Origin of the sequence: Cytobacillus oceanisediminis (assembly GCF_003182355.1) — a bacterium.
GTDB classification, from domain to species: Bacteria; Bacillota; Bacilli; order Bacillales; family Cytobacillaceae; genus Cytobacillus; species Cytobacillus oceanisediminis_A.
In genome coordinates this window covers 22643-36623 of the sequence record NZ_QGTW01000011.1, presented here as the reverse complement: position 1 = coordinate 36623, position 13981 = coordinate 22643, and the positions used below count along the sequence as shown (strand labels likewise).

The 13981-nt window shown below is 40.7% G+C and carries 11 protein-coding genes; 10 read left to right on the top strand and 1 reads right to left on the bottom strand.

The features are described from left to right. Window positions 1-331 precede the first annotated feature (331 nt). From pfkA to DFO73_RS18875, 3 genes are all read left to right on the top strand, one after another. Complete coding sequence (pfkA, locus tag DFO73_RS18885) at window positions 332-1291, top strand: 6-phosphofructokinase (RefSeq protein WP_110066270.1); 960 nt, start codon at window positions 332-334, stop codon at window positions 1289-1291. Window positions 1292-1381: 90 nt separating this feature from the next. Beyond that, the gene (gene pyk, locus DFO73_RS18880) at window positions 1382-3142 is read left to right on the top strand and encodes a pyruvate kinase (RefSeq protein ID WP_110066269.1); all 1761 of its coding nucleotides are present in this window, start codon (window positions 1382-1384) and stop codon (window positions 3140-3142) included. A 155-nt stretch (window positions 3143-3297) separates the two neighbouring features. Then, the gene (locus DFO73_RS18875) at window positions 3298-3684 is read left to right on the top strand and encodes an FxsA family protein (RefSeq protein WP_110066268.1); all 387 of its coding nucleotides are present in this window, start codon (window positions 3298-3300) and stop codon (window positions 3682-3684) included. A 56-nt stretch (window positions 3685-3740) separates the two neighbouring features. Here the strand turns inward: DFO73_RS18875 and ytvI are convergent, their stop codons facing one another. Then, window positions 3741-4862, bottom strand: a complete 1122-nt coding sequence (ytvI, locus tag DFO73_RS18870; protein ID WP_110066267.1) for a sporulation integral membrane protein YtvI — start codon at window positions 4860-4862, stop codon at window positions 3741-3743. 262 nt (window positions 4863-5124) lie between these two features. On the opposite strand from ytvI, the gene DFO73_RS18865 reads away from it, so the two are divergent. The 7 genes from DFO73_RS18865 (at window position 5125) to pnpS (ending at window position 13419) form a co-directional block, all read left to right on the top strand. Beyond that, complete coding sequence (locus DFO73_RS18865; protein WP_110066266.1) at window positions 5125-5586, top strand: DUF441 domain-containing protein; 462 nt, start codon at window positions 5125-5127, stop codon at window positions 5584-5586. A 519-nt stretch (window positions 5587-6105) separates the two neighbouring features. Continuing rightward, window positions 6106-7224, top strand: a complete 1119-nt coding sequence (citZ, locus tag DFO73_RS18860) for a citrate synthase (RefSeq protein WP_110066265.1) — start codon at window positions 6106-6108, stop codon at window positions 7222-7224. 441 nt (window positions 7225-7665) lie between these two features. Further along, a complete protein-coding gene (gene icd, locus DFO73_RS18850) occupies window positions 7666-8934 on the top strand; it encodes an NADP-dependent isocitrate dehydrogenase (RefSeq protein WP_110066263.1) in 1269 nt (422 codons plus the stop codon). 111 nt (window positions 8935-9045) lie between these two features. Beyond that, entirely contained in the window at window positions 9046-9984 is a 939-nt protein-coding gene (mdh, locus tag DFO73_RS18845; protein ID WP_110066262.1) for a malate dehydrogenase, read from the top strand. Between the two features lie 174 nt (window positions 9985-10158). Further along, window positions 10159-10635 (top strand): MaoC/PaaZ C-terminal domain-containing protein, encoded by a 477-nt coding sequence (locus DFO73_RS18840; RefSeq protein WP_110066261.1) that lies wholly within the window; start codon window positions 10159-10161, stop codon window positions 10633-10635. Between the two features lie 298 nt (window positions 10636-10933). Further along, window positions 10934-11650: a response regulator transcription factor gene (locus DFO73_RS18835; protein ID WP_110066260.1), complete on the top strand. Its 717-nt coding sequence runs from the start codon at window positions 10934-10936 to the stop codon at window positions 11648-11650. Continuing rightward, window positions 11647-13419 carry a two-component system histidine kinase PnpS gene (gene pnpS, locus DFO73_RS18830; RefSeq protein ID WP_110066259.1) on the top strand — a complete coding sequence of 591 codons (1773 nt, stop codon included), beginning with the start codon at window positions 11647-11649 and terminating at the stop codon, window positions 13417-13419. Before DFO73_RS18835 ends, pnpS begins: the two co-directional genes overlap by 4 nt. Window positions 13420-13981 lie beyond the last annotated feature (562 nt).

The window sequence follows — 13981 nt, the reverse complement described above, 5'->3', positions numbered from 1 at the left end:
TTTATTTTTTGAATGTGCTTGATCCCAGTTGTAGTGACAAAAATCACTGCTTTTCCAATATAAAACGCTTCCATTTCACCGACAATTCTGTATTTGTTTTAAATTGTCTGATTAAGTTGAGATGCGTCCTTCTTCATGGTATTTTAGAAATATTCACAAGCGTTTTGTTCATAATAAGATAAGCATCCATGCGGCTTTACATAAAGAGCCTATCATTACATACAAATTATGGTCGGTCATGTTTAAAGAAAAATATTTAGGCTGGTGAAAGCACCGCTATAAACAACACGCTTTTTCATCTTTATATAAAAACTAATCTGGGGTGGTTATTGTGAAAAGAATAGGAGTATTAACAAGCGGTGGCGATTCGCCGGGTATGAACGCTGCTGTTCGTGCGGTTGTCCGTAAAGCTATTTATCATAATATCGAAGTATATGGCGTTTATGGCGGGTATTCAGGTTTGATGACCGGGAATATTAAAAAGCTTGACCTTGGTTCTGTTGGCGACATTATCCATCGCGGGGGAACCGTATTGCATTCTGCAAGAAGCGAAGAGTTTAAAACGAAAGAAGGCCAGCAAAAGGGCATTGAACAAATGAACAAGCACGGCATCGATGGACTGGTAGTCATTGGAGGAGATGGTTCATACCGCGGAGCAAGAGCGCTGACTGAACAAGGCTTTCCATGCGTTGGCGTCCCTGGAACCATTGATAATGACATTCCGGGAACTCAGTACACAATCGGCTTTGATACCGCATTAAATACGGTTATTGATGCGATTGACAAAATCCGTGATACAGCTACTTCACATGAAAGAACGTTTATTATTGAAGTAATGGGAAGAGATGCGGGAGATATTGCTCTTTGGGCAGGATTAGCCGGAGGAGCCGAAACCATCCTGATTCCTGAAGAAGGCTATAATATGGACGAAATAGCTGACCGCCTCAAAAAAGGGCATGAACGCGGCAAGAAGCACAGTATCATTGTGGTTGCGGAAGGTGTTTGCAGCGGAGTGGATTTTGCCAAGCAGATCAAGGAAACAACAGACTTTGATACTCGCGTATCTGTACTAGGGCATATGCAGCGTGGAGGATCACCAACAGCCTTTGACCGTGTACTCGCAAGCCGCCTAGGGGCGCGTGCAGTAGAATTGCTTATTGAAGGCAAAGGCGGACGCGCAGTCGGGATTGAAAACAATAAGCTTGTTGACCATGATATTATTGAAATTCTAGATAGAGAGCATACTCTTGATTTAGATCTTTATAAATTGTCAAAAGAACTTTCCATCTAACTTTTTTGTTATTATAAAACTAAACAAGCAGACATGCCTTACAAGCTGCCTGCAAAACTAAGCTTCATTCATTTCAGGAGGTAGAATTATATGCGTAAAACGAAAATCGTTTGTACAATTGGCCCTGCCAGTGAAAGTGTTGAAAAGTTAACACAGCTGATCGAGGCAGGCATGAATGTGGCCCGTTTGAATTTTTCCCATGGTGATTTCCAGGAACATGGCCAGCGGATTCAAAATATTCGTGAAGCAGCAAAAAGCACTGGTAAGACGGTAGCAATCCTTTTGGATACAAAGGGCCCGGAAATACGTACGAACAATATGCGTGAGGGTGCGATTGAATTAAAAGCAGGGGACGATATTATCATTTCCATGAATGAGGTTGAGGGAACGCCTGAGAAGTTTTCTGTTACATATGCCGGCCTTATTGAAGATGTTCATACTGGAAGCAAAATTTTGCTTGATGACGGGCTAATCGGCCTGGAAGTTACGAAGGTAGATAAAGCAAATAGTGAAATCCATACAAAAATATTAAATAGCGGAACATTGAAGAATAAAAAAGGTGTAAATGTTCCTGGAGTATCTGTGAATCTGCCGGGAATAACAGAAAAAGATGCGCAGGATATCCTGTTTGGAATTGAACAGGGAGTAGACTTTATTGCAGCATCATTTGTCCGCAGGGCGTCAGATGTATTGGAAATCAGACAGCTTCTTGAAGAGCACAATGCGGCCCATATTAACATTATTCCTAAGATTGAAAACCAGGAAGGCGTTGATAATATCGACGAAATCCTGGAGATCTCAGATGGGCTGATGGTGGCGCGCGGTGACCTTGGTGTTGAAATTCCTGCAGAGGAAGTTCCTCTTGTTCAAAAGAAATTAATTAAAAAGTGCAATGCACAGGGCAAACCTGTAATCACTGCCACACAAATGCTGGATTCCATGCAGCGGAATCCGCGCCCTACGCGTGCAGAAGCCAGTGACGTAGCGAATGCCATTTTTGATGGAACGGATGCCATCATGCTATCAGGCGAAACAGCTGCGGGATCATACCCTGTTGAAGCGGTTCAGACGATGCACAACATTGCATCCAGAGCAGAGTCTGCACTCGATCACAAAGAAATTTTATCCAACCGCAGCAAAGATAATGAGCATAATATTACAGATGCCATTGGACAATCGGTTGCGCATACGGCTTTAAACTTGGATGTAAACGCAATTATTACACCGACTGAGAGTGGCCATACAGCAAGAATGATTTCTAAATACCGTCCTAAAGCTCCAATTGTAGCTGTAACATCCAATGACCATGTATCACGCCGCCTTTCTCTAACATGGGGCGTGTATCCTCAAATTGGTCAAAGAGCGACTACAACAGATGATATGCTTGATATTGCTGTTGAAGAAAGCTTGAACAGCGGAATTGTTGCTTCTGGGGATTTGGTGGTCATTACTGCAGGAGTCCCTGTTGGTGAAGCTGGCACGACTAATCTGATGAAAATTCATGTTGTCGGCGATGTCCTCGCAAAAGCACAAGGCATTGGGCGCAAATCTGCTTTCGGTAAAGTTGTTATTGCCAGAAATGCAGAGGAAGCACTTGCGAAGGTTACGGAAGGATCTATCCTGGTAACCATCGGTTCGGACCGTGAAATGGTTCCGGCAATTGAAAAATGCAGCGCACTTATTACAGAAGAAGGTGGCTTAACAAGCCATGCAGCAGTTGTTGGGCTTAATATTGGTATTCCAGTCATTGTAGGAGTCGAAAGAGCGACAACCCTGTTAAAAGACGGACAGGAAGTGACAGTTGACTCCCAGCGTGGTGTTATCTATAACGGACACGCCAGTGTACTATAGGTTTTCACTTTAAAAAGGAAGGGGCTAACCCTTCCTTTTTTGAATGTTTCTTCTGAAAAGCGAATACAATGAAAAAGAGGATGGACAAATTGTTATAGGTGCCGTTCATTATTTGGTATAATAAACTTAAGTCTTAAACTAAAAGAGGTGGCTACATGCGCTACATTCTCTTGTTGCTGATAATTGTTCCAGCGGCTGAAATAGGGGTTTTGCTATTATCGGGAAATACAATCGGTCTGTGGCCTACTCTGGCGATCATCATATTCACAGGCATCCTAGGAGCTTATCTGGCTAAAAAGCAAGGCCTGGAAACAATCAGAAAAATGCAGGAACAGCTTCGATATGGACAAATGCCCGGAGACACAATTCTTGATGGAGTATGCATTCTTGTAGGGGGAACTTTGCTGCTTACCCCCGGCTTCATAACAGATGCAGTTGGCTTTACTCTTCTGGCTCCTCCGACAAGGAGGCTTTATAAGCGAATCCTTCTTACCGGTATAAAAAAATGGATGGAAAAGGGCACGATCACTATCATTAGATAAAATAAGCTGTATATATAAAGAGAAAGCCGCTCCTTTAATCGGGAGCGGCTTTTTCCTTATGATTCGTTTTCATTCCCTTTTATAAACATCCATATATCTCTGAATACACCTGCTTTATGGAGAGTGGTGATTAATACAAGTGTAACCGGGCCTACAATTAATCCAAGGAAGCCGATCAATTTAAAGCCGACAAACAAGGCAATCAGGGTGGCCAATGGATCAAGGCCAATGCTCGATGAAAGAATCTTTGGCTCCATAATTTGGCGCTGCACCAGAACGATTACATAAAGGATCCCCAAGCCAATTGCTTTGCTCATTTCTCCGCCAATTGCCTCATAAATGATCCAGGGGACAAAAATTAATCCTGTGCCGAGATAAGGAATGAAGTCCACCAGTCCTGTAACAAGTGCTATGGTGATCGCGTAATTAACACGGAGAATCAGGAGGCCGGCCAATATAATAACGGTTGTGATGGACACTAAAGTAGCCTGCGCTTTTATAAATCCAAAAAGTGCTTTTTGCAGGTCAGCGAAAACGGTTCTTCCGCTGGTTTTTGCCCTGCTGGGAATTATGCGGCTGAATAATCTTGAAAGCCTGTGCCAATCCTTGCTTATAAAAAAAGTGGCCAGCAGCGAGAAAATTAAGACAGTTGCCGCATTTGGGAACCAGGACAGGATATTTGGGATCTTTTCAAAAAATGCCTGGATAAAATCGCCGAGAGTGGAGCCAATTTGCTTTCCCACATTTTCTATATTCGTTAAAATGGTATCCTGCTGGCCGGTGCCCAGATTATTAAATAAACTGGTAAGCTGGTTGTAAAGCGGTATAATCTGCCCGGCAAAAAACTGTTCAATGAAGCCGATTAATGTTTCAAGGTGTGTTGGCACAACTCTTGCCAAATAATCCGCTCCTGAAACAATTTCAGCCACAAGCAGGGTGATTAATCCGGCAAAAATGGCAAAGATAAGAATTAATGCTATTAGTACAGCAATGGCCCTCGGCATTTTCCATTTTGCTTCTAGTAAATTAACAAACGGATTAATAAGAAAAGCAATGGCTAATCCGATCAAAAAAGGATAGGTAACTTTGGATAAATAGAAAAAAGCATATAAACTTAAAATCACAAATCCAATGACAAAGAAAAATCGTACTGTCCGATATATGTATGCCGGGTTCAAAAAATAGCCTCCTTGTTCAAATAGGATAAGCCTAAAAAATAATTCCATTTTTATGCAAATTGTTTATTTAATATCATCATACACCATTTTTCTTTTTGCTTAAAATGAAAAAAGATTTATCTCTTCTAAAGATGAAAGAACTATTTGGCCTATTATGAATAAGTATTCTATTTTTTATAAAATAGGCAAGAAACCATAGAAATTATTAAAATTGAAAAAATTATGTTACGATAATATAGAGAGCTGGCAGGTGAATAAATAAATGTTTTCACAATCACTCATATTTTTGCTTCTTTTATTGGCTATAGGCGTTGTGGCTAAAAATCAATCACTGATAGTTGCGGTCTTTGTATTGATTGTCCTAAAAGCTGCAGGCCTGGATTCAAAATCATTCTCTTTTTTGCAATCAAAAGGAATTAATTGGGGTGTGACCATTATTACAATTGCTGTCCTGGCGCCAATTGCAAGTGGAGAGATTGGGTTCCGTGATTTGACCGGCGCCTTTAAATCACCTTTTGCATGGATTGCCCTGATTTCAGGTATGGCTGTTGCACTCCTGGCGAAAGGCGGTATCACTTTGCTCGCAGAAGATCCCCATATAACAACCGCTCTTGTACTTGGAACCATTCTTGCTGTATCGCTGTTTAAAGGGGTTGCAGTCGGCCCTCTGATTGGTGCAGGAATTGCATATTTAGCCATGAAAATATTTGATTTATTTAAATAACTTTTTTTGAAAAATAATATTTTTTAACAATTTGAGTGCTTTCCGTTCACAAAAGTCAGATAATTGTTTATAATAGGACTTGTAAGCGTAACCTATTTCGCGGTACCTATTATATTCAGTTAAGCTCTACTAAAATATTATTAATATACTTTATATTTTTCGAGTACAGAAAAAATGAAAGCATTTTCTTTTTTTTTGCAGCATAACCGAGCAACCGCTCGATGGAAAGTATGCCAAAAGAAAGTTTACTTCTCCGTATATCGGGGAGTGGCCTCTCACTAAATGGAAGTTTCACCTTTCATGATTTTGGTCTGTGGATCGGCTAACCCAAGTCGACTTGCAAAGGCTGTTAAGCAGCCTGTATAAAATCATGTTCAAAAGGGACGGCAATAATCGGACAATTTGAACATGCCAAGGAAGCTTTTCTGAAAAGTTGAAAAATCAGGTTCGGCTTACTTACGACATGTACAGACAAAAATGGGTATGGGGAAATTTTATTATGTAAAGGAGAGATTCGGTATGACAGTAACACGCGGTCTTGAAGGGGTAGTTGCTACTACTTCGTCTATTAGTTCCATCATAGACGACACATTAACTTATGCGGGCTACAACATTGACGATCTAGCTGAAAATGCAAGTTTTGAAGAGGTTATTTACCTTTTATGGCACAGAAAACTTCCTACTCAATCACAATTGGAGGAATTGAAAAATCAGCTTGCTGAAAACTATTCTCTTCCTGAGGAAGTATTAAACCATTTTAAAACATATCCGATTGACAAAGTGCATCCAATGGCTGCTCTTCGTTCGGCTGTGTCTCTTTTAGGACTTTATGATGATGAAGCAGACCAAATGGATGAGAAAGCTAACTATAAAAAAGCAATTCGCCTGCAAGCTAAAATGCCTGCTATTGTAACGGCATTTGCACGGGTGAGAAAAGGGCTAGAGCCTGTTGCGCCAAGAACAGACCTTGGATTTGCGGCAAACTTCCTGTACATGCTTTCAGGCAAGGAGCCTGAAGATATTGCTGTAGAAGCATTTAATAAAGCATTAGTCCTTCATGCAGACCATGAACTAAATGCTTCAACATTTACTGCACGTGTTTGTGTGGCGACATTATCAGACATCTATTCTGGTGTAACTGCTGCAATAGGCGCTTTAAAAGGGCCATTGCATGGCGGTGCCAATGAAGCAGTAATGAAAATGCTTACTGAAATTGGCACTCTCGAAAATGTGGAACCATTCATTCGCGAAAAACTTGATAAAAAAGAAAAAATCATGGGCTTCGGCCATCGTGTGTACCGCCTGGGTGACCCGCGTGCCAAGCATTTAAGAGAAATGTCCAAGAAGCTGACTGAGCTTACAGGCGAACCTCACTGGTATCAAATGTCAACTCAGATCGAAGGCATCGTTACCGGAGAGAAAAACCTTCCTCCAAATGTTGACTTCTACTCTGCGTCTGTGTACCACAGCCTGGGAATCGACCATGACCTGTTCACGCCGATTTTTGCAGTAAGCCGCGTTTCCGGATGGCTTGCACACATTCTTGAACAGTATGAAAACAATCGTCTAATCCGTCCTCGTGCTGATTACACAGGCCCTGGAATGCAAAAATATGTGCCTGTTGAGCAAAGAGGCTAATAATCGGCTGTTTAAAAAGCAGATTAAATAAAAAGCTGTATTAAAGCTATTTGGCACGTGTTGATTGGAGCGGAGGGCGCGAGCACTTCTAACATGCTTTCGCATTTTCTTCATGCGGTGTTTATTTCCGGATGCTTATTCAAAGTCCTGCGGGAAAAACGAATCAGGGAGACACCCGCAGGCCAAAAAGCCGAGACTGCTCCAGGAAGCCTGCGGGTTGCTGAATGCCTGCAGCGAAAATCAGCACCTAAATTTAACAGAGCCAGCAAAAAAACACTCAGCATTTTACTTTTTATCAAAAAATTGCTGTAATAGAGAGAGCAGGGAAAGGTTAGGGGCATATGCCTTCTAACCTTTGATTCTGATATACTGCTGCAGCATCGCCGCCAAAAGATATAAAAAGGCTGATGCTCGCACTTTTCAAAATGGAGGGTATAAACAATGCAAGGTGAAAAAATCACAGTTACTAATGGTGTACTAAATGTACCAAACAACCCAATCGTTCCATTTATCGAGGGCGACGGAACAGGCCCAGATATTTGGGCTGCTGCTTCAAGAGTTTTAGATGCCGCTGTTGAAAAGGCATATAAAGGTGAGCGCAAACTTGTTTGGAAAGAAGTTTTAGCAGGAGAAAAAGCTTTTAACCAGACTGGCGAGTGGCTTCCATCCGAAACACTGGATGTAATTAATGAGTATCTAATTGCTATTAAAGGACCTTTAACAACTCCTATCGGCGGCGGAATCCGCTCCCTAAACGTAGCGCTTCGCCAAGAGCTTGACCTATTTGTATGCTTGCGCCCAGTACGCTGGTTCGAAGGTGTTCCTTCTCCGGTTAAACGCCCGCAGGATACTGACATGGTTATTTTCCGTGAAAATACGGAGGATATTTATGCTGGTATTGAGTATGCAAAGGGTTCTGACGAAGTTAAAAAGTTAATTTCTTTCCTTCAGGATGAAATGGGTGTTAACAAAATCCGTTTCCCAGAAACTTCCGGTATTGGCATCAAGCCTGTTTCAGAGGAAGGAACAAGCCGTTTAGTTCGTGCTGCTATTGAGTATGCAATTAAAGAAGGACGCAAATCCTTAACACTTGTACATAAAGGCAATATCATGAAGTTTACTGAAGGCGCCTTTAAAAACTGGGGATATGAGCTTGCTGAAAGAGAATACGGCGATAAAGTGTTCACTTGGGCTCAATATGACCGCATTAAAGATGAGCAAGGTGTGGAAGCAGCTAACAGCGCTCAAGCAGACGCTGAAGCAGCAGGCAAAATCATCGTTAAAGATGCAATCGCTGATATCTTCCTTCAGCAAATCCTTACCCGCCCTAAAGAGTTCGATGTTGTTGCTACAATGAACCTGAATGGCGATTATATTTCTGATGCACTTGCAGCACAGGTTGGCGGTATCGGTATCGCTCCTGGCGCTAACATCAACTATGAAACTGGACATGCGATCTTTGAAGCAACTCATGGTACAGCTCCAAAATATGCTGGCCAAGATAAGGTTAACCCTTCTTCAGTCATTCTTTCCGGTGTGTTAATGCTTGAACACTTAGGCTGGAATGAAGCTGCCAACATGATCGTTAAGTCCATGGAAAAATCCATTGCTTCCAAAGTTGTAACATATGACTTTGCACGCTTAATGGATGGAGCAACTGAAGTAAAATGCTCTGAGTTCGGTGACGAATTAATCAAGAACATGGAATAACGACAAGCGGAAAATTATATTTTTACAATAAGAAGGCTGTTCTTTTTAGAACGGCCTCTTACATAATTAACGCTAATCCTGATTCTTTAAATCTTAAAGGGGGAACTATTCATGTCATTGAAACGCAAAAAGATTTCTGTAATTGGTGGTGGGTTTACTGGAGCAACAACTGCATTCTTGCTTGCCCAGAAAGAACTTGGAGATGTTGTGTTAGTTGATATCCCGCAAATGGAAAACCCTACAAAAGGGAAAGCGCTTGATATGCTTGAAGCAAGCCCTGTACAAGGCTTCGATGCAAACATCACAGGTACTTCAAGCTATGAAGACACAAAGGAATCTGACATCGTTGTGATCACTGCAGGTATTGCCCGCAAGCCAGGCATGAGCCGCGACGACCTTGTTCAAACAAACCAAAAAATCATGAAAAGTGTAGCCCAGGAGATTGCTAAATATTCTCCAAAAAGCTTTATCGTAGTGCTAACAAACCCAGTTGATGCTATGACTTATACAGTATTTAAAGAATCAGGATTCCCTAAAAACCGTGTAATTGGCCAATCAGGAGTACTTGATACAGCCCGTTTCCGTACATTTGTTGCACAGGAACTAAACCTGTCAGTAAAAGATATTACCGGATTTGTTCTTGGAGGACATGGAGATGATATGGTTCCTCTAGTACGCTATTCATATGCAGGGGGCATTCCTTTAGAAACTTTAATTCCAAAGGATCGCCTTGATGCAATCGTTGAGCGTACACGCAAAGGCGGCGGAGAAATTGTTAACCTATTAGGAAATGGCAGTGCATACTATGCGCCGGCTGCATCCCTGGTTGAGATGTGTGAAGCGATCCTTAAGGATCAGCGCCGCGTTCTTCCTTCAATTGCTTACCTTGAAGGAGAGTATGGTTACGAAGGAATTTACCTTGGTGTACCAACAATCCTTGGAGCAAACGGAATTGAAAAGGTTATTGAACTTGAATTAACAAGTGAAGAAAAAGCTGCATTAGATAAGTCAGCTGAAGCAGTTCGCAGTGTAATGGAAGTATTGGCATAATCAAAATAAAAAAATTCGGGGAGATTTCCCCGAATCTTTTTACTAGAGACTCTTTTTGGGTAGAGTATAAAATGATATGATATAAGAAATAGACTGAATAATAGAAATTATTCTATAGTCTATTTTTTATTCAGCAACCTTGTAAACGTTTACATTACACGGAGGTGCAGAGAGATGCTGCTTGGAAAGAAAAGAAAATTAGGTAGGAAAATTGAAGAAATATCTATAGGCGAGAAATTAACGCTAACAGAAAAGATAGAAGATAAAGAGTTACTGCTATATTTGGGCCTGACTAACGATGCGAACCCGCTTTATATCCAGCATGACTATGCATCGCAAACTCCTTATAAAAAGCCGATTGTCCCAAGTGTGATGCTAAATGGAATTATAAATTCAGCTGTTTCAAAATATTTGCCTGGCCCGGGAAGCCATATTTTAAAACAGGATATTGAGTATGTAAAGCCGGTCTATCATTATGGGACAGTTCAATTCTTATTCGAGGTAACTGAAGTAAACACCAGTAGCCATACCATTCAAATTAAGGTACAGGGAACAAATGAAGAGGAAGAAACAGTTATCAATGGCCTGCTTCTTGTATGTCCTCCGTACAAACTTCAGCCTATGGATGGAAATGCTCTTGAAAATTTTTAATAAGGCAAACAGGATGTGCAGAACATGCACATCTTTTTTTATGTTTTGGTTATGTTAAAAATCCATTGTCGATTATGGCACTTTGCTGATTAGTGCGGAAATCAGCAGGCAAGTTTAACAGAGCTTAGGTTTTAAATAACCTTTAGCTTTCGGTTGCTTATTATCCTTTTGTTTATATTATAATAGAGATATGGCAAATAGGGGTTTAATAGGCAGAAGAATTCCTGCTTTCTTTATAAATGAAGCTAGTTCAGTTAAAGCTTTTTCAAAGGGGTAATACATTCAATCGGAGGATGTTATGGATAAAAAGATTCTTGTTGTAGATGACGAACAATCAATTGTAACTTTACTGCAGTATAATCTTCAGCAGGCCGGGTATGAGGTTATTACTGCAATGGATGGCCAGGAGGGAAAGGATCTGGCAGTTTTAGAAAAGCCGGATCTTATTGTATTGGATCTTATGCTTCCAAAGCTTGATGGCATTGAAGTTTGCAAGCAGCTTAGGCAGCAAAAAGTTTCAATACCCATTTTGATGCTGACAGCTAAAGATGATGAATTTGATAAAGTACTTGGCCTTGAACTGGGTGCAGATGATTATATGACAAAGCCGTTCAGCCCCCGTGAAGTTGTTGCAAGAGTTAAAGCCATTTTGCGGAGGACTCAATTTATGCCAGAGCCTGCTGAGGAGAAGGCAGAAGAAACCGATTCATTTCGGATTGGAGGCTTGAAAATATTCCCTGAGCACTATGAGGCTTATTTTGAGGAAGGGCTCCTTGAATTGACTCCGAAAGAGTTTGAATTGCTTCTTTATCTTGCTAAAAATAAAGGGCGCGTTCTTACAAGAGATCAGCTTCTAAGCGCAGTGTGGAATTATGACTTTGCAGGAGATACAAGAATTGTAGATGTACATATAAGCCATTTAAGAGAGAAAATCGAAAAGAATACAAAAAAACCAGTTTATATTAAAACAATCCGGGGGTTAGGGTATAAGCTGGAGGAGCCTAAAGGAGAATGACCAGGTTCCGGTCACGGCTGCTTTTTGCATTGCTCACTTTAATATTTGCCGTTTTAATTGGAGTAGGACTTCTCTTGGGCCAGCTTTTTAAAAGCTATTATTTGAAGGCTTTTGATGAACGTTTAAAAAAGGAAACTGAAATGATTTCCAGCTATGTAGTGGATAATGGAGGCATTACTTCCCTAAGTAATGGTAAAGTCAATGAATTTAGTGACATTCTTGGTGTACGTGTAACGGCTTCTGATAATCAGGGAAGGATTTTATTTGATAGCAGCAATAAAAGTGCAACCACACAAGGCAGGCATCAGGAGATTATTTTTGAGATTTTAAAAAAAGAAGAGGATGATCAAACAGGCTGGGAAGTTGCCGGCGGATATAATTTGCATTATTATTGGCATCCATTATTTACAAATGGGGAACAGGAAGGCTACATATTTTTAAGTACAAAAATGACAGAAACCCAAAAGGCCTATCAGCAAATTTGGTGGATTTTGACCATCAGCCTGGGACTTTCCCTTTTTGTCATAATCATGCTTGGGGCGCGGATAACAGCACGCTATACAAAGCCGATCGAATCAGCGACTAAGGTCGCTATAGAACTTGCTAAAGGAAATTATCGGGCAAGGACCTATGAAGATCAAGCAGACGAAACAGGCATGCTCAGCACCTCTATTAATGTACTGGCCAGAAACCTTCAGGAAATGGTTAAATCACGAGAAATGCAACAAGACCGGCTAGGGGCTCTTATTGAAAATATGGGCAGCAGCCTCATTCTGATTGACAGCCGAGGGTATATAAATTTAATTAACCGTCCATACAAAGAGGTTTTTAACGTAAACCCCTCTGAATATTTGTATAAACTCTATTATGAAGTTATTGAGCATAAAGGCATTACAGATATAATAGAAGAGATATTCATGACCGAGCAAAAAGTGAAAAGGCAATTGATCATTCCTGTGAATATAGAAAGACGCTATTTTGAAGTATACGGTGTTCCTATTATCGGAACCAATGATGAGTGGAAGGGAATATTGCTGGTTTTTCATGATATTACAGAGCTAAAGAAGCTTGAGCAGATGAGGAAGGATTTTGTAGCGAATGTTTCCCATGAGCTGAAAACACCAATTACTTCAATCAAGGGCTTTTCGGAAACACTATTGGACGGGGCTATGGAGGACAAGCAGGCTTTGAAGGATTTCCTGAATATTATATTGAAGGAAAGCGATCGGCTGCAGTCCCTCATTCAAGATTTACTGGACTTATCCAAAATCGAGAAGCAGGGATTCAGCTTATCCATTCAGCCAATGGATTTGACTGTGGTACTTGATGAAGTATTGGCCATAACGAAAGGAAAAGCTGTTGAAAAGGGTATTGTTTTTGATTATAAGAGGGAGAAAAAGCCAATCTGCATTGATGGAGATGTACATCGGCTAAAGCAGGTATTTATTAATATAATATCTAATGCGATCTCCTATACTCCGAATCAAGGGACCATTTATATTTCGTTACATGAGACCGGTACGGCAGTGGTAACTGAAATAACCGACACAGGCATTGGAATTGAAGCAAAAGAAATTCCCCGTATCTTCGAACGTTTTTATCGGGTCGATAAAGCACGGAGCAGGAATTCCGGCGGAACAGGACTCGGACTTGCGATTGTAAAGCATTTGGTTGAAGCTCATAGGGGCTCCATAACGGTAAAAAGCGAAGTTGGCAAAGGAACATCCTTTACAATAGAACTTCCTAAAAAATTTAATGAATCAATGTAATAATTGGATGAAGTGGAAAAGTTAACTTTACATTATTTTTACAACTGATTTATGTTCCCTTTACATTGTGTTGTTAAAATCTTAATTGTTAAACCCCTTCATCCAAGGAGCCATAGAGAAAGGTGAAAGCTGACCCCGCTTTCGCCTTTCTTATTTTTTTGCTATGTTAAAGCACATTGTCATCCTGCTGATTGGAGCGGAAGGCTTGAGATCCCCGAATATAGATTTGAATGTCCTTCGAGCGGTATTCTCTCGCGGATACTGGTTCAATGTCCTGAGGGAGATCGAGTCAAAGGGCGACCGACCCGACAAGGCTTAGTGATTGTAGAGATTAGGACAGCCCGGGCCCGGGGTTTGCTGGGCGCAAGCTTAATAGAGCATATTTATTAAGAAGTTTTATACCTTAAGTTTTATTTCAATCTATTTCACAAATAAATTAACGAACTTATATCCCCTTATATATCTCATGGATAAAACAATTCCTCTCCTTTTTTGTCATATTTCTGAAACCTTTTCGTAATTAAAGCGTATGAAGAGTTATAGAAATAAGAAGAGGGAAAGG

What these genes read in the sequence shown, in the direction of transcription:
- pnpS (WP_110066259.1), top strand. Translation starts at nt 11,647, where the DNA reads ATGACCAGGTTCCGGTCACGGCTGCTTTTTGCATTGCTCACTTTAATA.
- pyk (WP_110066269.1), top strand. Translation starts at nt 1,382, where the DNA reads ATGCGTAAAACGAAAATCGTTTGTACAATTGGCCCTGCCAGTGAAAGT.
- DFO73_RS18865 (WP_110066266.1), top strand. Translation starts at nt 5,125, where the DNA reads ATGTTTTCACAATCACTCATATTTTTGCTTCTTTTATTGGCTATAGGC.
- DFO73_RS18840 (WP_110066261.1), top strand. Translation starts at nt 10,159, where the DNA reads ATGCTGCTTGGAAAGAAAAGAAAATTAGGTAGGAAAATTGAAGAAATA.
- citZ (WP_110066265.1), top strand. Translation starts at nt 6,106, where the DNA reads ATGACAGTAACACGCGGTCTTGAAGGGGTAGTTGCTACTACTTCGTCT.
- DFO73_RS18875 (WP_110066268.1), top strand. Translation starts at nt 3,298, where the DNA reads ATGCGCTACATTCTCTTGTTGCTGATAATTGTTCCAGCGGCTGAAATA.
- icd (WP_110066263.1), top strand. Translation starts at nt 7,666, where the DNA reads ATGCAAGGTGAAAAAATCACAGTTACTAATGGTGTACTAAATGTACCA.
- DFO73_RS18835 (WP_110066260.1), top strand. Translation starts at nt 10,934, where the DNA reads ATGGATAAAAAGATTCTTGTTGTAGATGACGAACAATCAATTGTAACT.
- mdh (WP_110066262.1), top strand. Translation starts at nt 9,046, where the DNA reads ATGTCATTGAAACGCAAAAAGATTTCTGTAATTGGTGGTGGGTTTACT.